Source organism: Roseovarius sp. PS-C2 (assembly GCF_018862045.1).
In the GTDB taxonomy this organism is placed as follows: Bacteria; Pseudomonadota; Alphaproteobacteria; order Rhodobacterales; family Rhodobacteraceae; genus Roseovarius.
This window is the reverse complement of the sequence record NZ_JAHKSQ010000004.1, coordinates 120,768-143,632: the sequence shown is the minus strand read 5'-3', so window position 1 is coordinate 143,632 and position 22,865 is coordinate 120,768. Positions and strand designations below refer to the sequence as shown.

Genomic DNA, 22,865 nt, shown 5'->3' with positions numbered 1-22,865 from the left:
CGCCATGCCCCTGACCGACGCCCCCACCCTTGAAACGGATCGCCTGATCCTGCGCAGCCCCGAAGCGCGCGACATCGAACCGATGATCGCCTTCCTGCTGGATCAGGAGCGCGCGGCAGGTTTCGGTGCGGCCCCCAACCGGGGCGAGGCGTGGCGCTGGTTTGCGCTGAATGTCGGGCATTGGCATATCCACGGCTACGGCTATTTCGCGATCGAGATGAAAGACAGCGGCGAAACCGCCGGTATCTGCGGCATCTGGAATCCCGAAGGCTGGCCCGAACCGGAAATCGGCTGGGTTGCCTTCGCGCCGTTCGAAGGCAGGGGCATCGTCCACGAGGCCGCGCAGCGCGTGCGCCGGTATGCCTATGACGATCTGGGGTTCACGACGCTGACCTCGAATATCGTGCCCGGAAACGTGCGGTCGATTGCGCTGGCCGAACGGCTGGGCGCGTGGTTCGAGCGCGAATACGACAACGTGCATATGGGCAAGGAGCGGCTTTACCGGCACCCCGGCCCCGACATGGCCGAGGGGCGGGACGATGACGGCTCGGTGGAGGCCTACGCATGACCACCGCCAACATCCCCACGCTTGAGACCCGCCGCCTTGTGCTGCGCGGCCCGGAGCCGGGCGATTACCCGAACTTCAAGGCGACCTTCGCCTCGTACCGGTCGCGGTTCATGGGCGGGCCGCTCAACCCGTATGAGACATGGATGCTGTATGCCGCCGAGATCGGGCACTGGAACATCCGCGGCTATGGCATGTGGATGATCCACGACAAGGCCACCGACGAAACCTATGGCATGGCCGGCGGCTGGTTTCCCGCCGCATGGCCCGAGCGCGAGATCGCCTGGATCATCTGGCCCGAAAAGGCCGGGCACGGCTATGCCCTGGAAGCCACGCACGCGGCGCGGCGGTATTTCTATGACGAACTCGGCTGGGACGGGGCGGTCAGCTATATCGACCCGAAGAACCTGGATTCAATCCGTCTGGCCGAACGGCTGGGCGCATCCAAGGACCACGACGCCGCCACCATCGACGGGAACGATGCGGTTTATCGCCATCCCTCGCCCAAGACTCTGAAATCCGGGCAGCTGATTGACGGAATCGAGTTGGAAATCAGCCATTACTGCGATCCTCTGTTCAAGCCGAAAGGGTTTGCCATTGACTGATCAAGCCACCCTGCGCGCCGCCGAACTGCTGAAAGAGCATCGTGAAAGCATCGACCGGCTGGATGCGATCCTCGTCTACACCCTGGGCGAGCGTTTCAAACACACTCAGGCCGTGGGGAAACTCAAGGCCGAACACGACCTTCCCCCGTCCGATCCGGCGCGCGAAAAGGCGCAGATCGCACGGCTCGAAGAATTGGCGAACGCGGCCGATCTGGACCCGGAATTCGCCAAGAAGTTCCTGAACTTCATCATCGCTGAAGTCATTCAGCACCACAGAAAGCACCAATCGTAGGGTGGGCCCGGCCCACCGAACCCACGCCATTCAAAGGAGATACCCCCATGGCCATGAAAATTCGTCTCGCCCGCGGCGGCAGCAAGAAACGCCCTTTTTACCGCATCGTCGCGGCTGACTCGCGCATGCCGCGCGACGGCCGCTTCATCGAGAAGCTGGGCACCTACAACCCGCTGCTGCCCAAAGACAGCGAAGAGCGCGTCAAGATGAACATGGAGCGCGTGCAGTACTGGCTGGATCAGGGCGCGCAGCCGTCCGACCGTATCTCGCGCATGCTGGAAGCAGCCGGTGTTGTCGCCAAGAAAGAGCGCAACAACCCGCAAAAAGGCGAGCCCGGTGCCAAGGCCAAAGAGCGCGCGGAAGAGAAAGCCGCCAAGGCTGCTGAAGCCGCCGAAGCCGCTGCCGCCCCTGCCGAGGAAGCCCCGGCAGAAGAGGCTGCCAGCGAGGAATAAGCTGGCGATCGGGGTCGGCATGTCGCGGTTTTCAACAGATTTCCAGACCGGCCTCATCGAATTGATGCGGTGGCGGCGCGATGTGCGCCGCTTCCGCCCCGATCCGGTGGACGAGGCGGTGCTGCGCACCTGCCTCGACACCTTTTTGCTGGCCCCGTCGGTGGGGCTGAGCGAACCGTGGCGCATCATCCGGGTGGACAGCCCCGAGGCGAGGGCCGCCGCACTTGAGAATTTCACCAAAGCCAACGAACAGGCGCTGAGCGGCTATGCCAGTGAGCGCGCGCAGTTGTACAGCCGCCTCAAGCTGTCGGGGATGGAAGTTGCCCCCGTACAACTGGCCATTTTCTGCGATGACGCCACCGGCAAGGGCGCCGGGCTGGGCGCGCGCACGATGCCCGAGATGCGCCGCTATTCCGTGGTGGGCGGGATCACGCAGTTCTGGCTGATGGCCCGCGCGCTCGGGCTGGGCGTAGGCTGGGTGTCGATCCTCGATCCCGAGCGGCTGGCGCGGGATCTGGATGTGCCGGACAACTGGTCGCTGGTCAGCTATCTGTGTGTCGGCTGGCCCGAGGGAGCGGACAGCGACTCGCCGGAACTGGAACGCGAAGGCTGGGAAGACCGGCGCGGGCGCCTGCCCATCGAGACAAGGTAGCCGCATCATGTTCCGCCCTATCCGCACCCTGATCCTGCTGGTCGTCGTGTTCCTGGCCGGTATATTCTTTGAACGCTATCAGCATATGGAGCGCTGCACGGTAGCGGGCGGAACGGTAAGCAACGGGCTGTGCCAGGGAGAATGAGCATGAGCGAGGACACACGCATCTGTCTTGGGGCGATTTCCGGGGCGTTCGGCGTGAAGGGCGAGGTGCGGCTGAAAAGTTTCACCACCATGCCCGAGGACATCGCCGCCTATGGCCCGCTGGAAAGCGAGGATCGCGCACTGAGCTTCGAGGTGACGCTGAGCGGACAGACGGCCAAGGGCGCGCTGATCGCGCGGCTGTCCGGGGTGGCGACCAAGGAACAGGCCGATGCGTTGCGCGGGGTGCGTCTTTATGCCGAGCGCGACCGCCTGCCCGCCCTGCCCGATGACGAATTCTATCACGCCGACCTGATCGGGCTGGAGGTGTTCGATACCGGCGGCGCACCTCTGGGCCGCGTCAAGGCGGTGCTGAACCACGGGGCGGGCGATCTGCTGGAAATTCATGGGCCGGGTTTGAAATCGACGGTCCTGCTGCCGTTCACGCGTGAGGCGGTGCCGACGGTCGATCTGGCCTCGGGGCGGATCGTGGCCGACCCGCCCGAAGGGGTGTTCTGAGGGAAAGATTGGCCAGGGCCGTTCGGGCGGCCCTGACACGCGGAGCGCCGCTTAGTCGCGCAGCAGCTCGTTGATGCCGGTTTTCGAGCGGGTTTTCTCGTCCACCCGTTTGACGATCACGGCGCAGTAAAGGCTAAGGTTGTTCTTGGTCGGCATGGAGCCCGACACCACCACCGAATAGGGCGGCACTTCGCCATAGGTGACCTCGCCGGTTTCGCGATCGACGATCTTGGTGGATTTGCCGATATAGACGCCCATCCCCAGAACCGAGCCCTCGCGGATGATGCAGCCCTCGACCACCTCGGAGCGCGCACCGATAAAGCAGTTGTCTTCGATGATGGTGGGGCCCGCCTGCATGGGTTCGAGCACGCCGCCGATACCGACACCACCCGACAAGTGGACGTTCTTGCCGATCTGCGCGCAGCTGCCCACGGTGGCCCATGTATCGACCATCGTGCCCTCATCCACATAGGCGCCGAGGTTGACGAAGCTGGGCATCAGCACCACGCCGGGGGCGATATAAGCCGATTTGCGCACGACGCAGTTGGGCACCGCACGGAAACCGGCGGCCTTCCACTGGTTGTCGCCCCAGCCCTTGAACTTGCTGTCGACCTTGTCCCACCAGCCGCCACCTTGCGGGCCGTTGTCCTGGATCTCCATGTCCTTGATGCGGAAGCCGAGCAGAACCGCCTTCTTGGCCCATTGGTTGACATGCCACTCACCGTTTTCACGGCGCTCGGCCACACGCAGCGTACCGCTGTCCAGCGCGTTGAGCGTATCCACGATTGCTTCGCGGGTTTCCCCGCCGGTATTGGGGGTGATCTGATCGCGGGTTTCCCACGCGGCCTCGATGGCCTGTTCAAGCTGGGCGTTCGACATGCGGGCCTCCGTTTGCATTCCTGTTGTCTGACCCCCGGCTTTAGGCCGTGACGGGGCCAAAGGCAATCGGGCAAGCGACCGCAGGGCACGCGGGAGCGACGCTTGCGCGGGCTTGCCACATGGCCGATGCGGGGCTATGGCCCCTGTCCATGACCGATACAGCCCGATCCCACGGCCGCAAATCCATCAAGGCCAGTCTGAAACCGCAGGAGTTGATGACCGACAGTCCCCGGCTGGCGCGGGCCTGGCGCGCGCAGGTGATCACGCTGCTGCCACAGGCCTTTCCCGGCGTTCTGGGCGAAAGCCTGACCGGGAGGGCGTTGAAGGACGGGTTGTGGCAACTGGACACGGTCGACCTGCGCCGGTTCGGCGAAGGCAAGCATCGCAATGTCGACGACACCCCCGCAGGTGGCGGGGCCGGCATGGTGCTGCGCGCGGATGTGATGGGGCAGGCGCTTGACCATGCCCTGCAAAACGCCCCCAGGGGCGCACCGCTGATCTACCTGAGCCCGCGAGGACGCCGTTTCGATCAGGCCTTGGCGCGGCAGTTGTCGCAAGCCCCCGGCGTGACGCTGATCTGCGGCCGTTTCGAGGGGCTGGACGAGCGGGCGATCGAGCATTACGGCATTCAGGAGGTCTCGTTAGGCGATTTCGTCCTAACCGGGGGCGAGATTGCCGCTCAGGCCTTGATTGATGCGACAGTCCGCCTTATACCGCGCGTGCTTGGGAATCAGGAGTCCACGGAGGAAGAATCTTTCTCCGACGGGTTGCTCGAACATCCCCAGTATACGCGACCAGCCATCTGGAAGGGCCTGCCGATCCCTGAAATTCTTCTTTCGGGGCATCATGGGAACATTACCGACTGGCGGCGGACGCAAGCCGAAAGGCTGACAAAGGAACGACGACCTGACCTCTGGCGGGCTTACTGTGCGGCGCATGGTAGGGACCCGGACGAAGACCAAGAGCTCTGAGGCGGCAGCAAACTTTGCGGATCAAACCGCAAGCAGATAGGAGAAAAGCGATGGATCTGATCGCTCAACTGGAAGCCGAGCAAATCTCGGAACTCGGCAAGACCATCCCGGATTTCAAGGCCGGTGACACGATTCGTGTCGGTTACAAGGTGACGGAAGGCACCCGTTCGCGCGTACAGAACTTCGAAGGCGTCTGCATCAGCCGCAAGAACGGCGAAGGCATTGCCGGCAGCTTTACCGTCCGCAAGATTTCCTTCGGTGAAGGCGTGGAACGTGTGTTCCCGCTGTATTCGACCAACATCGACAGCATCACCGTTGTGCGCCGTGGCCGCGTCCGCCGCGCCAAGCTGTATTACCTGCGCTCGCGCCGGGGCAAATCGGCCCGGATCGCCGAGGACAGCACCTACAAGCCCAAGAAGACCGACAAGTCGGCATAAGGAGCGGCACGATGAAAAAAGACACACACCCCGATTATCACGTCATCGACGTCAAGCTGACCGATGGCACCATCGTGCAGATGCGTTCGACCTATGGCGCCGAAGGCGACACGCTGTCGCTCGACATCGACCCGTCGGCGCACCCGGCATGGACCGGTGGCAGCTCGCGCCTGATGGACACCGGCGGCCGCGTTTCGAAGTTCAAGAACAAATACGCCGGTCTGGGCTTCTGAAGCCACGCGACCGATGCAGGATTGCAGCGCCGCCCCAAGGGGCGGCGTTTTGCGTTTCCGGCCCGCCTGCAACCGGGCTGGAAAGCGATTTCGCGGTGCAACAGTCTCTTTCCAATCCAGCCCCCCGCAGATAATGTGCCGCAAACAATGCAGCCCGGATAAGGGACAGGGGAACGGACATGGCGCATATCATCGTCGTCGGCAATGAAAAGGGCGGCGCAGGCAAATCCACGGTGTCGATGCATGTGGCGACGGCGCTGGCACGGCTGGGGCACAAGGTCAGCGCGCTGGATCTGGATCTGCGCCAGAAAACCTTTGGCCGCTATGCCGCGAACCGCGCGGCGTTTCTGAAGAAATCGGGCCTCGACCTGCCAAGCCCCTATTATCACGACCTGCCCGAAGTGGATCAGGCCAGCCTGAAACCCGGTGAAAACATGTATGACCGTCGCCTTTCGGCGGCGGTGGCCGAACTGGAACCCGACAGCGATTTCATCGTGATCGACTGCCCCGGTTCGCATACCCGCCTGAGCCAGGTGGCCCATTCCCTGGCCGATACGCTGATCACTCCACTGAACGACAGCTTTGTCGATTTCGACCTGCTGGCGCATGTGGACAGTGACGGCAAGAAGATCGTCGGCCCATCCGTCTATTCCGAGATGGTCTGGAGCGCGCGTCAGTTGCGGGCGCAGGCGGGCCTCAAACCCATCGACTGGGTGGTGGTGCGCAACCGCCTTGGCGCGCAGCAAATGGTCAACAAGAAGAAGATGGGCGAAGCGCTGGACAATCTGGCCAAACGCATCGGTTTCCGTGTGGCCCCCGGATTTAACGAGCGGGTGATCTTCCGGGAGTTGTTTCCGCGGGGGCTGACCCTGCTGGATCTCAAGGATATCGGGGTCAAGCAGCTCAATATCTCGAATATCGCGGCGCGGCAGGAGCTACGCGACCTGGTCAAGGCCCTGAACCTGCCCGGCGTCGACGCGGATTTCTGAGGTTTCAACACCGCAGGCGAACCCGGTCATCGCGTATGTCACTCGACAATCTCGATCAGGGTATGGGCGCGACCGTTTTCGCGCACCAGATCGAACAGGATGCGGGCATTGTCGGGGTGCAGCCGCACACACCCTGCCGACGCCGGCGATCCCAACCGATCTGTTTGTGTCGTGCCATGAATGGCGAAATTGCCCGAGAAGAAGATCGACCACGGCATCGGCGCATTGTCATATAGCGTGGAATAGTGCATCGGCTTCAGCGCCTGCGCGGCATAAAGGCCCGTCGGGGTGAACTTCCCCGCCCGCGCCGTGGAGACGGGCCAGCGATAGGTTTCGGTCCGGTCGATGAAAACCGTCATTTCCTGATCGGACAGGTCGATACGCGCTTCGACCTCGGCCGCCAGCGAAGGCAGCGCCATCGCCAGCCAGACCAATACCCACCAGCGCATCAGGCCGTCATGTGCCGTGCGCGTGCGCCCCGCTCGATCGCCGCCGCATGCAGGCGGTCGATATTCAACTCGTACCGGATTTCTTCCAGCAGGCGCAGTTCGGTGTGCTGGATCGTCCCATCGGCGGCGGCCACGTCGCAGGCCAGCGCATAGGCTGTTTCAAACAGGTGTTCGGGCAGGTTGTCCCGCACCAGTCCGAACAACGCGTCCAGCCCGTCCTCGACGCTGAAAAGGTCGAAAACCGTTTGCGCCATCACGTTCATCCGGTCCAAATCGTAGCTGCCGAAGATCGGGAGATTGTTCACCGCCGATTCGATCTTGACCAGTTCGGCTGTACGGATTTGCTCGTCCGAGGCCGAGACCGCGATCATCACGGCCACAAGACAATCCTGGGGTGTCAGCGGGTGTGGAACTTGATCGTTCATCGGAGATCCTTTCGGGGGTATGTTGCAGCGCAGAATATTGACTGTGCCGCCCCTCGGCAATAGGAAGCGAGCGACCTTGGCGCGCCTTTGCGCACAGGAAAACACGGGAAGAAAATCATGTCCGAGATACGCGATGCCGCGATGAGTTCGAAAGCCTGGCCTTTTGAAGAAGCGCGCCGCGTGCTCAAACGGTATGAGAAGGCACCGCCCGAAAAGGGTTATGTGCTGTTCGAAACCGGCTATGGGCCATCGGGCCTGCCGCATATCGGGACATTCGGCGAGGTGCTGCGCACCACCATGATCCGCCGCGCCTTCGAGGTGATCAGCGACATCCCGACCAGGCTGATCTGTTTTTCCGACGATCTGGACGGTATGCGCAAGGTGCCGGGCAATGTGCCCAATCAGGACATGTTGCACGAACACCTGCAGAAGCCGCTGACCAGTGTGCCCGACCCGTTCGGCACGCATGACAGCTTTGGCCACCACAACAACGCCATGCTGCGCCGGTTCCTGGACACGTTCGGGTTCGACTATGAATTCATCTCGGCCACCGAGTTCTACCGCTCGGGCCGGTTCGACGAGGTGCTGTTGCGCGCGGTCGAACGCTATGACGACCTGATGGCCGTCATGCTGAAATCCCTGCGCGAGGAACGCCGGCAGACCTATTCGATCTTCCTGCCGCTGCATCCCGAAACGGGCCGGGTTCTTTATGTGCCGATGAAAGAGGTGAACGCCAAGGATGGCACGATCACCTTTGACGACGAAGAGGGCCGTGAATGGACCCTGCCCGTCACCGGCGGCAACGTGAAGCTGCAATGGAAGCCCGATTTCGGCGCCCGTTGGGCCGCGCTTGGCGTGGATTTCGAGATGTATGGCAAGGACCATTCCACCAACACGCCGATCTATGACCGCATCTGCCAGATCCTTGGCTGGAAAGCGCCCGAACATTTCACCTATGAACTGTTCCTCGACGACACCGGCCAGAAGATTTCCAAATCCTCGGGCAACGGGATCAGCATAGATGAATGGCTCAGCTATGCCTCGACGGAAAGCCTGAGCTATTTCATGTATCAGAAGCCGAAAACGGCCAAGCGCTTGTATTTCGACGTGATTCCCAAGGCGGTGGACGAATATCACCAGCAGTTGCGCGCCTATCCCGATCAGGACATCAAGGCGCAGTTGAACAACCCGGTTTACCATATTCACAACGGCGACGTGCTCGAAAGCCGCATGGTGGTGCCGTTCTCGATGCTGCTGAACCTCGCCTCGGTCGCGGGGGCCGAGGACAAGGAAACGCTGTGGGGCTTCATCCGGCGGTATGCGCCCGAGGCCAGCCCGGAAACCCATGCCGATCTGGACGCTGCGGCCGGGTTTGCCGTGCGCTATTACAACGACTTCGTGAAGCCCGGCAAAACCTACCGCGCGCCCACCGATCTGGAGCGCGAGGCGCTGGAGGAGTTGCGCGACAAGCTGCAGGCCTGGGACGGCACGGCGGATGCAGAAGAGCTGCAAGGCCTTGTTTTTGCTTGCGGGCGCGAGCGGTTCGACCCGATGCGCGACTGGTTCAAGGCGCTGTACGAGGTTCTGCTGGGCGCGTCGCAAGGGCCGCGGTTCGGCGGGTTCATCGCGCTCTATGGCGTGGACGAAACCGTGCGGCTGATCGACGATGCGCTGGCCGGCAAGCTGGCCTGATCTGCGCCATTGCGGGGAGCGGGGCGGCTTGCTAGGCTGACCTGCAAAAGGAGAGCCGGGGCATGAAACGTATCGCATTGATTTCACTTGGAATTACCGGGCTGGCCGTGGCCTGCGCCAAGGCCCCGTCAATGCCCGAACCGCCCGAGGGGCAGGCATTGTTCAACGCCAATTGCGCGCAGTGCCACGGGGTTTCGGGCACGGGCGATGGCGAATGGGCCGATGCGATGGACCCGCGCCCGGCTGACCTGACCCGGTTGAGCGAGAACGGCCAGTTCCCCCGCGCCCGTGTTCTGAGCGTGATCGACGGGTATGACCGCACCGGATTGCCGGGCAAGGATATGCCGGAATTCGGCCTGCTGCTGGAAGGCGATACCGTGCCCGTGGATGTGGGCGACGGGGTGCTGACCCCCACGCCGCGCCCCTTGGCGGCGCTGCTGGTTTATCTGGAAAGTATCCAGCAGTAACAAGAGCTTAGATGCGGCATATGCCTTTCAACTGAACGCCCTTCCAAGGCAGGAGAACGGTGTTCGGCTCCGGCAGATCCCCGAGCGGGAAGGCGTCGGACAGCATGGCGCGCAGGCGTTCGGTGCGCGGCGCGTCAGGGTCGAGCGTGGCGCAGCACACGTATTCCTCGACGATGCTGGCTTGCTGTTCGTAACCATAGTCCAGAAGGTCGGATCTGGTCGAGATATCGAACAGGTAGGGATCGTCGCTGACGCGGTGTTCGCGCATGGCCTGCAGGGGCGAATAGCCCGTCTGGCGGCGGTTCTGCCATTGCCAGACATGGGTCATTTCATGGGCAAAGATCATGGCATGCACGAGGCTCATGAACGCAGGATATTGTGGCATGTAGTCGGGCTCATACCAGTCCTTGGAGAAAAACACCTTGTTATGCACCACCACGGCCGCCGGGGCGACGGTGACGGTGGGGGTTGTCGGCTCGGGCAGGATGCGTTCCCGGCAGGTCAGGCGCGGGCGTTTCTGGCGGGGGTAGGTGACCTTGCCGATCAATGCGCCGTCGACCACGCGGATGCGGTCGGTGTTCAGGCTGTCGCCATGTATGCGGGTGGCGAAGGCGGCCTCGGTCGGTGTCAGGGGACGACCGCAGGAAATCAGAAAGAAGGGAACGAGAATCCAGAACCAGCGCATGGACAAAGGTTAGCAAGAGATGACCGGAGCGGACAGCGCAAATCGTCCGGGGCGGTGAATCGGGCATAAGGCGTTGGTTAATCGGCCAAAACCCGGTTCGGCATCGCATCGGCATCACGTCGGTATCGCGTCGGTGCGGGGGGCGGTATCCGGCGGGGTTAACGGGACGTGCGGTGGGGTTTTGTACGAAACGGGGGTGGGTTTTGTACGGAACGGATTTCGGGAGGGTGGCGGGTGGTGGGTCAGACCGCAAAGATATGAGGTGGTTAGCTATCAGTATATAAAGGGAAAGTAATTAGCGAGATGTTTGATCTAGCTTAGGGCTTGGCGTCGCCTCATTCAGTAATTGAAATGCTTGCCAGCCTTGAAGTGCCGTTGATGCGGCAATGACCAGTGTAAGTACAGCAATCAGCCAATTTAGTCTTATGTTGTCTTTATGGCGCCTTTCAGCTTGTTCGTACTCAGCAATAGTAGCAAGTGCTTTGGGTGATAATTCAAACTCATGACGATTTTTCTTATTCAGGTCACCTGTTTCAGCAAGAGACTCTATTATTAGGCGAAAATGGGCACTTTCTGCACTGTACGCTGAATGAGCGAACACACGCGCGCCATAGCAATCCGAGAACATTTGAATAATACTTTTCTGATTAGCTTCAAATAACAGCCCGTTCTGTCGCACTGCTGTATCAAGATGCTTTTCAACCAACTTCTTTAGGACATCCATGCGGCTGTGGCGGAATCTTGTAGTCGCTTCAAAGAACTTTTGTTTTACTGTCGATGCTAGCCAATGTAGAAACGGCAACTGAAATATTTCACCACACCAAAAATCCCAAAGCCCTGAGTAGCGAATTTGTTCAAATCCGTAAAATCTCGTTACTTCCAAAATTGGTTTTTGCAAACGGTCAAAGCTAATTGAGGCTGGGATTTGGTACCTGCTTCCTGTCCAAAGCCTGCCCTTGATCGTAGTAGGGTTCATCGAGTCGACTAATATGCCGTATTCATCACCCTGTTTTTTTATAACAATGCTGTAAAAATCATTCTCTACGCTGTAGCGGAATCTAGAAGGCGCTTTTTTATTCAGGCTACGAATTAGCGCTTTTTTGAATAACAGCGTGATAAGCTTATTCAAACATCCAACTCCTCCACGAACCTCGCGTTCTCGGAAATATACTGGAACCGCAGTTCCGGCTTTTTGCCCATCAGGCGTTCGACCAGGTCGCCAGTCTCTCCCGGTTCGTCCTCGTCTATGGTGACGCGGATCAGTTTGCGGGTTTTCGGGTCCATCGTGGTTTCTTTCAGGTCCTTGGCGTCCATCTCGCCAAGGCCCTTGAAGCGTGACACGTCGATCTTGCCCTTGCCGCCAAGGCCCTTTTCCAGCCATGCGTCGCGCTCGGCCTCGTCGATGCAATAGACGCGTTTGGCGCCCTGCGTCAGGCGGTAGAGCGGCGGGCAGGCCAGGTAGAGGTGGCCCGCGTCGATCATCGGGCGCATCTGGGTGAAGAAGAACGTCATCAGGAGCGAGGCGATATGCGCGCCGTCCACGTCGGCGTCGGTCATGATGATGATCTTGTCATAGCGCAGGTCGTCGATGTTGAATTTCGTGCCCAGCCCGACACCGAGCGCCTGCGTCAGGTCGTTGATTTCCTGATTGCTGCCCAGTTTGGAACTGGCCGCGCCCAGCACGTTCAGAATCTTGCCGCGCAGCGGCAGCAGCGCCTGTGTTTTCCGGTCGCGGCCCATCTTGGCCGAGCCGCCCGCGCTGTCACCCTCGACGATGAACAGTTCCGTGCCCTCGCGGGTGTTGGACGAGCAATCGACCAGCTTGCCGGGCAGGCGCAGTTTCTTGGTGGCGGATTTGCGTTGCGTTTCCTTTTCCTGACGGCGGCGCAGGCGTTCTTCGGCGCGCAGGACGAGGAAATCGAGGATCGCCCCGGCGGATTTGGTATCGGACGCCAGCCAGTTGTCGAAATGGTCGCGCACGGCGTTTTCGACAAGGCGCTGTGCCTCGGTCGTGGCGAGGCGGTCCTTGGTCTGGCCGACGAATTCGGGCTCGCGGATGAAACAGGACACCAGCGCGCAGCCGCCTGCCATCAGGTCGTCGCGGGTGATGTTGCCCGCCTTCTTGTTGTTCACCAATTCGCCATAGGCCTTGATCCCCTTGAGGATCGCGGCCCAGAACCCGGCGACATGGGTGCCACCCTCGGGGGTGGGGACGGTGTTACAGTAGCTCTGGATGAACCCGTCGCGCGAGGGCGTCCAGTTGACCGCCCATTCCACCTTGCCCGGCGTGCCGAAGCGTTCCTGAAAATCGACGGTTCCGGCAAAGGGCTGATCGGAATAGGTGGCCGCCTGCCCCAGCGTTTCCTTGAGAAAATCCGACAGGCCGCCGGGGAAATGGAACGTCGCCTCTTGCGGGGTGTCGCCCTCGGCAATGGCGGATTTCCAGCGGATTTCAACGCCCGAGAACAGGTAGGCCTTGGAGCGGATGGATTTGAACAGGCGCGAGGGTTTGAAGCGGTGCGAGCCGAAGATTTCCTCGTCGGCATGGAAGGTGATCGTGGTGCCGCGCCGGTTGGGGGCCTGTCCGACCTTTTCGACCGGCCCCAGCGGGGTGCCGCGCGAAAAGCGCTGTTCGTAGACTTCCTTGTTGCGCGCGACCTGCACGACCATCGAATCCGACAGCGCGTTGACCACCGAGGCACCCACCCCGTGCAACCCGCCCGAAGTCTGGTAGGCCTTGCCGCTGAATTTCCCGCCCGCGTGCAGGGTGCAAAGGATCACCTCGAGCGCGGATTTGTCGGGGAATTTGGGGTGTGGGTCGATGGGAATGCCGCGCCCGTTGTCGCGCACGGTGAGCGAGTAATCCTCGTGCAGTTCCACCTCGATCCGGTTGGCGTGGCCTGCCACGGCCTCGTCCATGGAGTTGTCGAGGATTTCGGCAACCATGTGGTGCAGCGCCCGTTCGTCGGTGCCGCCGATATACATGCCGGGGCGTTTGCGGACGGGTTCCAGCCCTTCGAGCACCTCGATGGAGGAGGCGTCGTAATCGGTGGACTCGGCAGGTGTCAGAAGATCGTCGGCCATGTGCGCTGCTCTTGGTTTTATGGGTTGGCGGGCATTATGGCAGAGGGCGCGAGGCGGGGAAAGTGGGGCTGCGCGTCTTTCCTGCCAGACGGGGGCATGTCGCGGTAAATCGAGCGCGTCAAAAATATAAATCTCAAATTAATATTTTGCCCCAATTTCGCCACGATCGGCATTCAAAATACAACCTAAGGTTTGGTTTCCACAGTGCAGCTTGGTTTTGACGCGAAAAACTAGTGGGCCGCAAAATGAAAGACTTCCTCCAGGTGGTCAATCCCGACGACGAATGGATCGAGATTCCGCGCGGGTACAAGACCACCAAAATCTGGACCCCCCAAATTGGCGACATCTTCCCCAATTTCAAGGCTTGGGGCACGCAGGGCGACTTCTACTTTCACAACTGGGCCGAGGGCCGTTGGGTTTATTTCTTCAGCCACAGGTCGGCCTTTGCGCCGCTGTGTTCTACCGAACTGGCATCGCTCGCGGTGTATCAGGACGAGTTCGAAAAGGCGGGGATCGCCGTGGCCGCGATCTCGATAGGATCGCTCGAAGACACGATGGAATGGGTCGAGGGGGTGGAAGAAACCTTTGACCTGTCGATCGAGTTCCCGGTTCTTTCGGACCCTCACGGCAAGCTGTCGCGGGGAATGGGGCTGATCCATCCCAAGAACGATCCGAACCACAGTATCCGGAAGAGTTTCATCATCGACCCGGCCCTGCAGGTGCGGATGATGTTCGATTATCCGGCATATGTGGGCCGCTCGAGCGAAGAGGTGTTGCGCGCGGCTCAGGCGTTGCAGATTGCGGAACGGACCAAGCTGGCCGTGCCGGCCGACTGGCAGCCGGGCGACGATCTGCTGGCGCGGCCGGGGCAGGATGAAGATACCCGCCTGACCAGCCTTTACGGCAAGGACTGGACCCGCGTGAAGAGTTACCTCAAGGTCGTCCACCCCAATGGGTTTGCCCGGTCCTGAGCGACCGGCGAACCTGACGCGCACCACCACCACTCACGAACTTGCCCGGACGGCCCATTGGGCTGCCGGGCGTCACTCCGGGCGCAGTTGGGCGAGATAGCGGGCGCACCCCCTGAGGGCGGCGGTATCGTCGGCGATCAGGGTCACCGGGATATCCCGCAGGATGGCGGAATAAGGCCCCTTGGCCGCGAAGGAGTCGGCGAAGTCCGATGCGGCAAGATATGGGGCGATGGCCCGTGCCGTGCCGCCGATCAGGTAAAGCCCGCCCGTGGCCATGTGATGCAGGCACAGATCGCCGGCCACGGTTCCCAGCAAATGCGTGAACATGCGCAGCGTTTCGCTGGCCGCTGCACCCGTTCCGTCGGCATGGTTGTGGATGATCTGGCGGGTGTCCGATGCCCTCCCTCCCAGCCAGCGATGAAGGCGCAAAAGGCCGGGACCGGACAGCGCGGCCTCGATCGGTTTGTGGGGATGGGTCTGCGCCAGATGTTCTGTCAGCGCGTTGAGCCGCGCATCGCCGTGGGGCAGCCCGGTATGGCCGGACTCCGCCGCGGGAACGAACAGCCTGCCGCTCACACGATGCGCCACGGCCACGTTGCACCCTGTCCCCAGCCCAAGCACGAGCCGTGCGCCGTCTGGCTGCGGTTGCCCCGGCAGGATCGGGACAAACGCGCTGTCGGGCAGGTCATCCAGTGCACAGGCCTGCGCCTGCAAATCGTTGATCAGGTGCACCTGCCCCGCGCCGGTGGCGGTGCGCAGATCGTCGGGCGCGATGAACCAGTCGAGATTGGTCAGTTGCGCCCCGCTGGTTCGCACCGGCCCGGCCACCCCGGCACAAAGCGCGGCAACGGGGCCGGGTTGCACCGCGTCGAGATACGCCGCCAACAGCGGCGCCAGTCCGGCAAAACCGGCGTTCGCGTAACTGCGCGTGCTGTCGGGCAGCAACCCGCGACGAGCGGCCAGCCCGACGCGGGTATTGGTGCCCCCGACATCCGCCAGCAGGCACAGATCAGCCATCGCGCCAGCGGTCCATCGTGGCGCGCGCGGCATGGGCCAGCATCAGAACGTCGATCCCGACCGCAAGGAACTGCGCGCCCCAGTCGCGATAGGTGCGGGCGACCTCGTGATCAATCGCCAGAATGCCCGCCGCCTTGTCGCTGGCGGCGATGCGGCCAAGCGCATCTCGGATCACCTGTTGCACCTCATCGACGCGGGTATCGCCAAGATACCCCATATCGGCGGACAGGTCCGAAGGGCCGATGAACACGCCATCCACCCCATCAACGGCAAGGATGTCGTCCAGCGCCTCGATCCCGGCGCGGCTTTCGACCTGCACCAACAGGCAAATCTGGTCATTCGCCGTGGCGATGTAATCGAGGTCGGTCGAAAATTGCGTGGCCCGCGCCGAGGCCGCGCCCGAGCCGCGAATGCCCTGCGGCGGATAGCGCGTGGCGCGCACCAGATCGCGGGCCTGTTCGGCGCTTTCGACCATCGGGATCAACAGGGATTGCGCACCGATATCCAGAACCTGCTTGATCGCCCATGCCTCGCCCATTGGCAGGCGCACCACCGGCTGGGTTCCCCGGCCATGCATCACCTGCAACTGATGCATCATGCTGCGCAGGTCGTTCGGGGCGTGTTCGCCGTCGATCACCAGCCAGTCGAACCCGGCGGTCGCCATGATTTCGGTGGCGTAGGGATCGGCGAAGGTGGCCCAACAGCCATAGAGCCTCTGCCCACTGGCAAGGGCCTTTTTCAGGTGGTTTTCGGGGGCTGGCATCGTGGGTCTCCTGTCATGATTTGGCGACAGGATAGATCGCGCGAAAGAAAAGCACCACGGCAAGAAGGGCAACACGATGGACAGTATCCGTGCGCTGTGATTTGGTCGCGCCATGTTGCGTTCGACACGGTTTTCCTATCTGGTCACTGGCCTGATCACGCTGGCCACCGCCGCCATACTGCTGGGTATGGGGCGCGGCGCGATCTGCCCCTGCGGTTACGTGGATTTCTGGGGCACCGTGGGCAGTGAAGAGGCCAATCAGCAACTGGCCGACTGGTACACGCCCAGCCACCTGCTGCACGGTTTCCTCTTCTACGCCGCGCTCTGGCTGGTGGCCCGCCCGATGACCCTCGGCTGGCGTCTGGTCATCGCGACGGTGGTGGAATGCGCCTGGGAGATCGTCGAGAACACCGACGCGGTGATCGCGCGCTATCGGGAAACGACGATCTCGATGGATTATATCGGCGACAGCGTTCTGAATTCGGTCTCGGATATCGTGGCGATGTTCGTCGGGTTCTGGCTGGCGCGGGTGATCCCCGTCTGGGCGAGCGTGGCCATCGTGATCGGGTTCGAGCTGTTGACAGCTGTCATCATCCGCGACGGGCTGACCCTGAACGTGGTGATGCTGCTATGGCCGGTAGACGCGATCATGGAGTGGCAGGCCGGGGGCTGAGGGCTTTACTTTTCGCGGCAAACCCCCGACAGATTTCATCATGAACGATCATGTCAAAGGGCTGCTGATCACCGCGATCGGCGTTTTGTTCGTGGTGCCGGATTCCCTTTTTGTCCGGCTGATCGAGGCCTCCGCGCCGACGATCACCTTTTGGCGTGGGGTCACATCCGGCGGGTTCATCCTGATCGGGGTTCTGGCCGTGATGGGGTTTCGCGGGTTCCGGGACGTGGCGCGCACGGGCTGGCCGGGGCTGATCTATACAGCTCTGATCGCCACGACGGCGCCGGGTTTCGTGCTGGCCGTGACATGGACCAGCGTGGCCAATGTGGTTTTCATCATCGCCTCGATGCCCGTATTCGCAGCGATCTTCAGCCGGGTGTTTCTGGGCGAGACGATCAGCCGCCGCATGGTTCTGACCATGATGGGCGTGTTCGCGGGGCTTGGCATCATCGCATGGGGGTCGGGCGAAACCGAAGGCGCATCCTGGCAGGGCGACCTGATGGCGCTTGGTGTATCGGCCAGTTTCGCCGCCGCGATGACGGCGGTGCGCAAGGTGCGCAACACCTCGATGGTGCCCGCCATTCCGGTGGCCTATCTGGGGGCGTCGCTGGTGATCTGGCCGTTTGCCGATCCCGGCGCGGCGATGCCGTCGCAATGGCCGCTGCTGTTGGGGCACGGCGCGTTCATCACCGTGTCCACCACCCTGCTGACCCTTGGCCCCCGCTATATAGCCTCCGCCGAGGTGGCCTTGCTGATCCTGCTGGAATCGGTGCTGGCGCCGCTGCTGGTCTGGGCCGTGATCGGCGAAGACCCCGGCCCTTGGGCGTTGGCGGGGGGCGCGGTGGTGATCGGGGTTCTGTTCGTGTCGAACCTGTGGGTCCTGCGCCATCGGCGGCGGATGCGGAATGTGCCGCAGCCACGGGTCGGGCCGCCGCCCATGCAATAGCGCAAGGCGTGGACCGCCCCTGAACAGGTCAGGAACGGCCCTTGCCAGGCGGCTCAGTCGTAGCTGCGCTGATCCTCGATCACCTTGCCATCATTGGGCAGGCTGCCCCTGGCCACGATCTCGATCCGGCCCTTGAGCTTGAGCGCCTCGGTGACCGATCCGGCATAGGTATCGGCATCGCCGCCATCGGCTTCGATCTGAACGGTCATCACGTCCATCTCGCCCTCGCGGGTGGCGATGACGCGGGCCCTGGAGATTTCGTCATGCCGGGCCACCAGCGCGGCCACCTGTTCGGGGCGTACGAACATGCCCTTGATCTTGGTGGTCTGGTCGGCACGGCCCATCCAGCCCTTGATGCGCATATTGGTGCGGCCGCAGGGGCTGACCCCTTCCATCACCGCGCTCAGATCGCCCGTGGCGAAGCGGATCAGCGGGTAATCGGGGTTGAGCGTGGTCACCACGACCTCGCCCACATCGCCGGGTTTGACCGGATCGCCGGTGCCGGGGGTGACGATTTCGACGATCACGCCCTCGTCCACGATCATGCCCTCCTGGGCATCGGATTCATAGGCGATGTTGCCCAGATCGGCGGTGGCATAGCATTGCAGGCAGGCGATCCCGCGATCCGCGTATTCCTGCCGCAGCGACGGGAACAGCGCCCCGCCGCCCACTGCCGCCTTGGTGATGTTCAGGTCGAGGCCCAGCTCCGCGGCCTTGTCGAGGATGATCTTGAGGTAATCGGGCGTCCCGGCATAGGCGGTGACGCCCACGTCATGGGCCGCGCGCGCCTGAAGCTCGGTCTGGCCCGTCCCGGCGGGCAGCACCGCGGCCCCGACAGCCCGCGCGCCGTTTTCAAAAATCATCCCGGCAGGTGTCAGGTGATAGCCAAAGCAGTTCTGCACGATGTCGCCCTTGCCCACACCGCAGGCCTTCAGGAAACGCCCCATGCGCCACCAATCGTGGCTGTCCCCGCCCGGTTCGTAAATCGGGCCCGGCGACTGGAAAACATGGGCAAAGCCCGACGGGTCGCGCGTGGTCAGACCGCCAAGCGGCGCATGGGCTGCCTGCGCGCGCCCCAGATCGGATTTGCGCAGAACCGGAAGCGTGGCCAGATCGTCCGCGCCGCGAATGGCCGCCGGATCGACAGCGGACAGCGTTGCCGCGTAACCGGGCAGGGCCTGAGCGCGTTCGATCTGCCGGGGCAGCGCCTGCGCAATCGCGGCGGCGCGCTCGTCCGCGCTGCGCGTTTCCAGATCGTCGAAATACTTGGACATATCACTTTCCTCTGAAGGGTGCCGCATGACGGCGGCACCTTACAAATCCAAACCCGGCTTAGCTGAGCCACCGCTTGCGGCGGCGATAACTGCGCACGTCGCGGAAGCTCTTGCGCCCTTCGTCCGACATGCCGAGATAGAATTCCTTGACGTCGGGATTTTCACGCAGCGCGTCGGCGGGGCCGTCCATCACCACCCGGCCACTTTCCAGAATGTAGCCGTAATGGGCGAACCGCAGGGCGACGTTCGTGTTCTGCTCGGCCAGAAGGAAGGTGTAGCCCTCTTTCTCGTTGAGCGATTTCACGATGTTGAAAATCTGTTCCACCAACTGCGGCGCGAGGCCCATGCTGGGCTCGTCCAGCAGGATCGTTTCCGGGCGGCTCATCAGGGCGCGGCCGATGGCGACCATCTGCTGTTCCCCGCCCGAGGTATAGCCCGCCTGACTGCGGCGGCGTTCCTTGAGGCGCGGAAAATAGTCGTAAACCATGTTCAGGTCGGCATCTATGTCCCCCCGCGAGGCGCCGCGCGTATAGGCGCCGGTCAGCAGGTTTTCCTCGACCGTCAGGTGTTCGAAGCAATGCCGTCCTTCCATCACCTGGATGACGCCCCGTTTCACCAGGTCCGACGGCACCAGATCCTGCACGCGATCACCGCGATACCTGATAGATCCCTTGGTGACCTCGCCACGTTCCGAGCGCAGCAGGTTGGAAATGGCCTTGAGCGTCGTCGTCTTGCCCGCGCCGTTGCCCCCCAGAAGGGCGGTGATGCCGCCCTTGGGCACGCTCAGGCTGACGCCTTTCAGCACGAGGATCACGTGGTTGTAGATCACCTCGATATTGTTGACCTCAAGCAGTGTCTCGTCGGTGCGTCCTGCGTCGAGCATGTGTCTCTCCATCATGGGTCGCGCAACCGGCGACCCCTCTTGCGTGGGGTGGGAAGCGGCGGCCAGCCCGCCGCTTCCGTCGTTTTGTCAGGCCGCGATCAGTTGCAGCGCAGTTCGATGCCGTTTTCCTCGGCGAAGGCCATCGAGTCTTCCTCGACCAGCGGCGCAAGCACCTCCTGATCCGACTGGAAGTATTCGGTGATCAGCGTGAACTCGCCCGCTGCGGCATCCCACTGCGACACGGCGCCAAAGCCGTTGCCACCGTGGTTTTCACAGCTTACCTCGAACTCGGGGCCAAAGTTCGGAAGGCCGATCGCTGCCATCTTTTCTTCGGTCATGACGAGGTTTTCCATGCCATCGCGCATCTGTGTGGCGTTGATGGCTGCGGTGCCGTGGATTTCCTGAGCGGTCTTGATCGCTTCGGCGGCCAGCATCGCGGCATACATGCCACGGTTATAGAGCACCGAACCGATCTGATCGCCCGCACCGGCGGCGTTGCCGGTTTCCACGACATGCGTCTGGATGTCGTCGTAAAGCGGGTAATCCGAGCCGATGCCGTGGAAGGTCAGCGCCTTGTAGCCATTGGCGCGCTCACCGGCGGCTTTGACATCGTTTTCAGAGCCCGACCACCAGACGCCGATGAAGTTCTCCATCGGGAAACGGATGTTCACGGCTTCCTGAATGGCGACCTGGTTCATCACGCCCCAGCCCCACATGATCACGTAATCGGGCTTTTCGCGGCGGATTTGCAGCCACTGGGATTTCTGCTCCTGACCGGGGTGATCCACCGGCAGCAGGGTCAGGTTATAGCCATGCTTTTCGGCCAGGCTTTCCAGGGTGCGGATCGGTTCCTTGCCGTAGGCCGAGTTGTGATAGACCAGAGCAATCGACTTGCCGCTGATATCCCCGCCGTTCTGGTCAAGAATGTGGGTGATCGCGTGGCTTGCGCCGTCCCAGTAGTTGGCCGGGTAGTTGAAGACCCATTCGAACACCTTGCCGTTCTTGGCCGAGGTGCGGCCATATCCCAGCGTGTGCAGCGGAATGTTGTCTGCGGTCGCCTTGGGGATCAGCTGATAGGTGATGCCCGTCGAAAGCGGTTCGTAAACCAGCGTGCCTTCGCCCTTGGTGGCCTCGTAGCATTCGACACCTTTCTCGGTGTTGTAGCCGGTTTCGCATTCGATCAGGTTGATCTTTTCACCGCCGATGCCGCCATCGCGTTCATTCAGCAGGGTGAAGTAATCCTGATAGCCGTCCGAGAACGGGATGCCGTTCGCGGCATAGGGCCCGGTGCGATAGCTGGTATCGACAATCGTCAGATCCGCCAGTGCCGGGGCTGCGGCCATCACGGCCGCCACGGCTGCGCTAAACAGTTTCGTTTTCATCGGTTCATATCCTCCCTTGGTGTTGTTCCGATGGTGTCAATTGCCGGGGGTTTTCGGCCCCCGGTCTTTTCTCCTCGGGCCCGTCCCTAGTGCGGGAAGGGCCAAAGCCTCAGTTTTTCCTTGGCGACGCGCCACAATTGCGCCAGCCCGTGCGGTTCGGCGATCAGGAAGACGATGATCAGCCCACCGACGATCATGAATTCCAGATGCGCGGCCAGGTCGGTCGGCCAGCCGAGGCCGCCCACCAGCAGGTTCTTCAACAGCACCGGCAGCAGCACCAGGAACGCCGCCCCGGCGAAACTGCCGAAGATCGAACCGAGGCCGCCGATGATGACCATGAACAGCACGAGGAACGACTTGTTGATGCCGAAGGCCTCGCCCACCTCGACCGCGCCCAGATAGACCGCGAAGAACAGCGCACCGGCGATGCCGACGAAGAACGAACTGACGGCGAAGGCGCTGAGTTTCGCGCGCAACGGGTTCACGCCGATAATCTCGGCGGCGATGTCCATGTCGCGGATCGCCATCCATTTGCGCCCGGCCATGCCCCGCGTCAGGTTGCGCGCGATCAGGGCGCAGACCACGGTAAAGACCAGGCAGAACAGGTAGGCGGCCCAGGGTGCGGTTTCGGCGCCGGTCACCGGCACGCCGAACAGCGTGCGTTCGGGGGCGTTGATCTGCCCCGAGGCCGAGTAGTTGTAGAACCACGGCACCCGGTTGAACAGCCAGACCAGAAAAAACTGCGCGGCCAGCGTGGCCACCGCCAGGTAAAAGCCCTTGATCCGCAGCGACGGCAGACCGAACAACACGCCCACGATGGCCGTCACGCCGCCTGCCAATATGACATGGAACAGGATGTTCACCTCGGGGAAGGCCGTCATCAGCTTGTAGCAGGCATAAGCGCCCACGGCCATGAAGCCGCCGGTGCCGAGGCTGACCTGCCCGCAGTAGCCGACAAGGATGTTCAGGCCGATGGCCGCGATGGAATAGATCAGGAACGGCAGGAAGACCGCATTCACCCAGTAGTCGTTGATGACGAAGGGCACCACGGCGAAGGCAGCGACCAGAACCGCGTAATAGCGGTAGCGGTCGAACCGGATCGGGAATGTCTGGTTGTCCTCGGCATAGGAGGTCTTGAAGTCACCGGCTTCACGATAGAACATTTCAGATTACCTCCCCTTGGATTTGATCGTCCTCGCGCTTGACTGCGCGATTGGCCGGCCTTGCGTATCCTGTCGCTTCGGAATGGCGCACGAGCCAGAAATAGGCCAGCATTCCCAGCCCCCCGCCGATGGCCGCCAGCACGAGGGCGGTGACCATCTGCACGGTGTCGTTGATGTCCGCCGTCAGGGCGAGATAGCCGAAGGCCCAGAAGCCCGACCAGGCGACGACATTTGCAATGGCGATCAGCTTGGTCAT

Annotated in this window: 29 protein-coding genes; 16 read left to right on the top strand and 13 right to left on the bottom strand. The window is 62.1% G+C overall.

All coding sequences use genetic code 11. From position 1 onward, the window contains the following. Nucleotides 1-4: 4 nt before the first annotated feature. Genes KPG71_RS08930 through rimM form a run of 7 tightly spaced genes read left to right on the top strand, consistent with a single transcriptional unit; the run spans nt 5 to nt 3,226 of the window. Nucleotides 5-568: a GNAT family N-acetyltransferase gene (locus tag KPG71_RS08930; RefSeq protein ID WP_216337743.1), complete on the top strand. Its 564-nt coding sequence runs from the start codon at nt 5-7 to the stop codon at nt 566-568. Next, entirely contained in the window at nt 565-1,170 is a 606-nt protein-coding gene (locus KPG71_RS08925; protein ID WP_216337742.1) for a GNAT family N-acetyltransferase, read from the top strand. Before KPG71_RS08930 ends, KPG71_RS08925 begins: the two co-directional genes overlap by 4 nt. Then, nucleotides 1,163-1,462 carry a chorismate mutase gene (locus tag KPG71_RS08920; RefSeq protein WP_216337741.1) on the top strand — a complete coding sequence of 100 codons (300 nt, stop codon included), beginning with the start codon at nt 1,163-1,165 and terminating at the stop codon, nt 1,460-1,462. Before KPG71_RS08925 ends, KPG71_RS08920 begins: the two co-directional genes overlap by 8 nt. Nucleotides 1,463-1,509: 47 nt before the next feature. Continuing rightward, complete coding sequence (rpsP, locus tag KPG71_RS08915) at nt 1,510-1,914, top strand: 30S ribosomal protein S16 (protein ID WP_216337740.1); 405 nt, start codon at nt 1,510-1,512, stop codon at nt 1,912-1,914. A gap of 19 nt (nt 1,915-1,933) precedes the next feature. Beyond that, nucleotides 1,934-2,566: a 5,6-dimethylbenzimidazole synthase gene (bluB, locus tag KPG71_RS08910; RefSeq protein ID WP_216337739.1), complete on the top strand. Its 633-nt coding sequence runs from the start codon at nt 1,934-1,936 to the stop codon at nt 2,564-2,566. A gap of 7 nt (nt 2,567-2,573) precedes the next feature. After that, on the top strand, nt 2,574-2,711 hold the full coding sequence (locus tag KPG71_RS08905) for a hypothetical protein (protein WP_216337738.1): 138 nt from the start codon (nt 2,574-2,576) through the stop codon (nt 2,709-2,711). Between the two features lie 2 nt (nt 2,712-2,713). Continuing rightward, a complete protein-coding gene (gene rimM / locus KPG71_RS08900) occupies nt 2,714-3,226 on the top strand; it encodes a ribosome maturation factor RimM (RefSeq protein ID WP_216337737.1) in 513 nt (170 codons plus the stop codon). Nucleotides 3,227-3,277: 51 nt separating this feature from the next. Here the strand turns inward: rimM and dapD are convergent, their stop codons facing one another. Continuing rightward, on the bottom strand, nt 3,278-4,105 hold the full coding sequence (gene dapD / locus KPG71_RS08895) for a 2,3,4,5-tetrahydropyridine-2,6-dicarboxylate N-succinyltransferase (RefSeq protein ID WP_216337736.1): 828 nt from the start codon (nt 4,103-4,105) through the stop codon (nt 3,278-3,280). Nucleotides 4,106-4,254: 149 nt separating this feature from the next. Here dapD and trmD point away from each other — a divergent pair, with 149 nt between their 5' ends. The 4 genes from trmD (at nt 4,255) to KPG71_RS08875 (ending at nt 6,735) form a co-directional block, all read left to right on the top strand. After that, nucleotides 4,255-5,076, top strand: coding sequence for a tRNA (guanosine(37)-N1)-methyltransferase TrmD (gene trmD, locus KPG71_RS08890; protein ID WP_216337735.1), 822 nt, complete (start codon nt 4,255-4,257; stop codon nt 5,074-5,076). 50 nt (nt 5,077-5,126) lie between these two features. Then, on the top strand, nt 5,127-5,513 hold the full coding sequence (gene rplS, locus KPG71_RS08885; RefSeq protein ID WP_073034475.1) for a 50S ribosomal protein L19: 387 nt from the start codon (nt 5,127-5,129) through the stop codon (nt 5,511-5,513). A gap of 11 nt (nt 5,514-5,524) precedes the next feature. Then, complete coding sequence (gene rpmE, locus KPG71_RS08880; RefSeq protein WP_216337734.1) at nt 5,525-5,746, top strand: 50S ribosomal protein L31; 222 nt, start codon at nt 5,525-5,527, stop codon at nt 5,744-5,746. 179 nt (nt 5,747-5,925) lie between these two features. After that, a complete protein-coding gene (locus KPG71_RS08875) occupies nt 5,926-6,735 on the top strand; it encodes a division plane positioning ATPase MipZ (RefSeq protein ID WP_216337733.1) in 810 nt (269 codons plus the stop codon). A gap of 38 nt (nt 6,736-6,773) precedes the next feature. Here KPG71_RS08875 and KPG71_RS08870 read toward each other — a convergent pair whose 3' ends face one another. Continuing rightward, nucleotides 6,774-7,184, bottom strand: a complete 411-nt coding sequence (locus KPG71_RS08870) for a L,D-transpeptidase (protein ID WP_216337732.1) — start codon at nt 7,182-7,184, stop codon at nt 6,774-6,776. Continuing rightward, the gene (locus KPG71_RS08865; RefSeq protein WP_216337731.1) at nt 7,184-7,609 is read right to left on the bottom strand and encodes a tellurite resistance TerB family protein; all 426 of its coding nucleotides are present in this window, start codon (nt 7,607-7,609) and stop codon (nt 7,184-7,186) included. Before KPG71_RS08865 ends, KPG71_RS08870 begins: the two co-directional genes overlap by 1 nt. 117 nt (nt 7,610-7,726) lie before the next feature. Between KPG71_RS08865 and KPG71_RS08860 the strand changes: the two genes are divergently transcribed. Next, the gene (locus KPG71_RS08860; RefSeq protein WP_216337730.1) at nt 7,727-9,301 is read left to right on the top strand and encodes a lysine--tRNA ligase; all 1,575 of its coding nucleotides are present in this window, start codon (nt 7,727-7,729) and stop codon (nt 9,299-9,301) included. A gap of 62 nt (nt 9,302-9,363) precedes the next feature. Then, a complete protein-coding gene (locus KPG71_RS08855) occupies nt 9,364-9,768 on the top strand; it encodes a cytochrome c (protein ID WP_216337729.1) in 405 nt (134 codons plus the stop codon). 7 nt (nt 9,769-9,775) lie between these two features. On the opposite strand, the gene KPG71_RS08850 is transcribed toward KPG71_RS08855, so the two are convergent. From KPG71_RS08850 to parE, 3 genes are all read right to left on the bottom strand, one after another. Then, nucleotides 9,776-10,453, bottom strand: coding sequence for a hypothetical protein (locus KPG71_RS08850; RefSeq protein WP_216337728.1), 678 nt, complete (start codon nt 10,451-10,453; stop codon nt 9,776-9,778). Nucleotides 10,454-10,748: 295 nt separating this feature from the next. Next, the gene (locus tag KPG71_RS08845; RefSeq protein ID WP_216337727.1) at nt 10,749-11,582 is read right to left on the bottom strand and encodes a hypothetical protein; all 834 of its coding nucleotides are present in this window, start codon (nt 11,580-11,582) and stop codon (nt 10,749-10,751) included. After that, the gene (gene parE, locus KPG71_RS08840) at nt 11,579-13,537 is read right to left on the bottom strand and encodes a DNA topoisomerase IV subunit B (protein ID WP_216337726.1); all 1,959 of its coding nucleotides are present in this window, start codon (nt 13,535-13,537) and stop codon (nt 11,579-11,581) included. Before parE ends, KPG71_RS08845 begins: the two co-directional genes overlap by 4 nt. A gap of 245 nt (nt 13,538-13,782) precedes the next feature. Here parE and KPG71_RS08835 point away from each other — a divergent pair, with 245 nt between their 5' ends. Then, nucleotides 13,783-14,508 carry a redoxin domain-containing protein gene (locus KPG71_RS08835; protein WP_216337725.1) on the top strand — a complete coding sequence of 242 codons (726 nt, stop codon included), beginning with the start codon at nt 13,783-13,785 and terminating at the stop codon, nt 14,506-14,508. Nucleotides 14,509-14,580: 72 nt separating this feature from the next. Here the strand turns inward: KPG71_RS08835 and KPG71_RS08830 are convergent, their stop codons facing one another. Beyond that, complete coding sequence (locus KPG71_RS08830) at nt 14,581-15,525, bottom strand: glucokinase (RefSeq protein ID WP_216337724.1); 945 nt, start codon at nt 15,523-15,525, stop codon at nt 14,581-14,583. Next, nucleotides 15,518-16,288, bottom strand: coding sequence for an HpcH/HpaI aldolase/citrate lyase family protein (locus KPG71_RS08825; protein WP_216337723.1), 771 nt, complete (start codon nt 16,286-16,288; stop codon nt 15,518-15,520). The genes KPG71_RS08830 and KPG71_RS08825 overlap by 8 nt, the downstream gene beginning before the upstream one ends. A gap of 112 nt (nt 16,289-16,400) precedes the next feature. Between KPG71_RS08825 and KPG71_RS08820 the strand changes: the two genes are divergently transcribed. Both KPG71_RS08820 and KPG71_RS08815 read left to right on the top strand, forming a co-directional pair. Further along, a complete protein-coding gene (locus KPG71_RS08820) occupies nt 16,401-16,961 on the top strand; it encodes a DUF2585 family protein (protein WP_216337722.1) in 561 nt (186 codons plus the stop codon). Nucleotides 16,962-17,001: 40 nt separating this feature from the next. Beyond that, nucleotides 17,002-17,907 (top strand): DMT family transporter, encoded by a 906-nt coding sequence (locus KPG71_RS08815; protein ID WP_216337721.1) that lies wholly within the window; start codon nt 17,002-17,004, stop codon nt 17,905-17,907. Between the two features lie 53 nt (nt 17,908-17,960). Here KPG71_RS08815 and KPG71_RS08810 read toward each other — a convergent pair whose 3' ends face one another. The 5 genes from KPG71_RS08810 to KPG71_RS08790 form a co-directional block, all read right to left on the bottom strand. Beyond that, nucleotides 17,961-19,181, bottom strand: a complete 1,221-nt coding sequence (locus KPG71_RS08810) for a phenylacetate--CoA ligase family protein (protein ID WP_216337720.1) — start codon at nt 19,179-19,181, stop codon at nt 17,961-17,963. A gap of 58 nt (nt 19,182-19,239) precedes the next feature. After that, nucleotides 19,240-20,064, bottom strand: coding sequence for an ABC transporter ATP-binding protein (locus tag KPG71_RS08805; protein ID WP_216337719.1), 825 nt, complete (start codon nt 20,062-20,064; stop codon nt 19,240-19,242). Between the two features lie 98 nt (nt 20,065-20,162). Then, entirely contained in the window at nt 20,163-21,446 is a 1,284-nt protein-coding gene (locus tag KPG71_RS08800; protein WP_216337718.1) for an ABC transporter substrate-binding protein, read from the bottom strand. A gap of 86 nt (nt 21,447-21,532) precedes the next feature. Beyond that, a complete protein-coding gene (locus KPG71_RS08795; protein WP_216337717.1) occupies nt 21,533-22,609 on the bottom strand; it encodes a branched-chain amino acid ABC transporter permease in 1,077 nt (358 codons plus the stop codon). Between the two features lies 1 nt (nt 22,610). Further along, nucleotides 22,611-22,865 carry a hypothetical protein gene (locus tag KPG71_RS08790; RefSeq protein WP_216337716.1) on the bottom strand — a complete coding sequence of 85 codons (255 nt, stop codon included), beginning with the start codon at nt 22,863-22,865 and terminating at the stop codon, nt 22,611-22,613.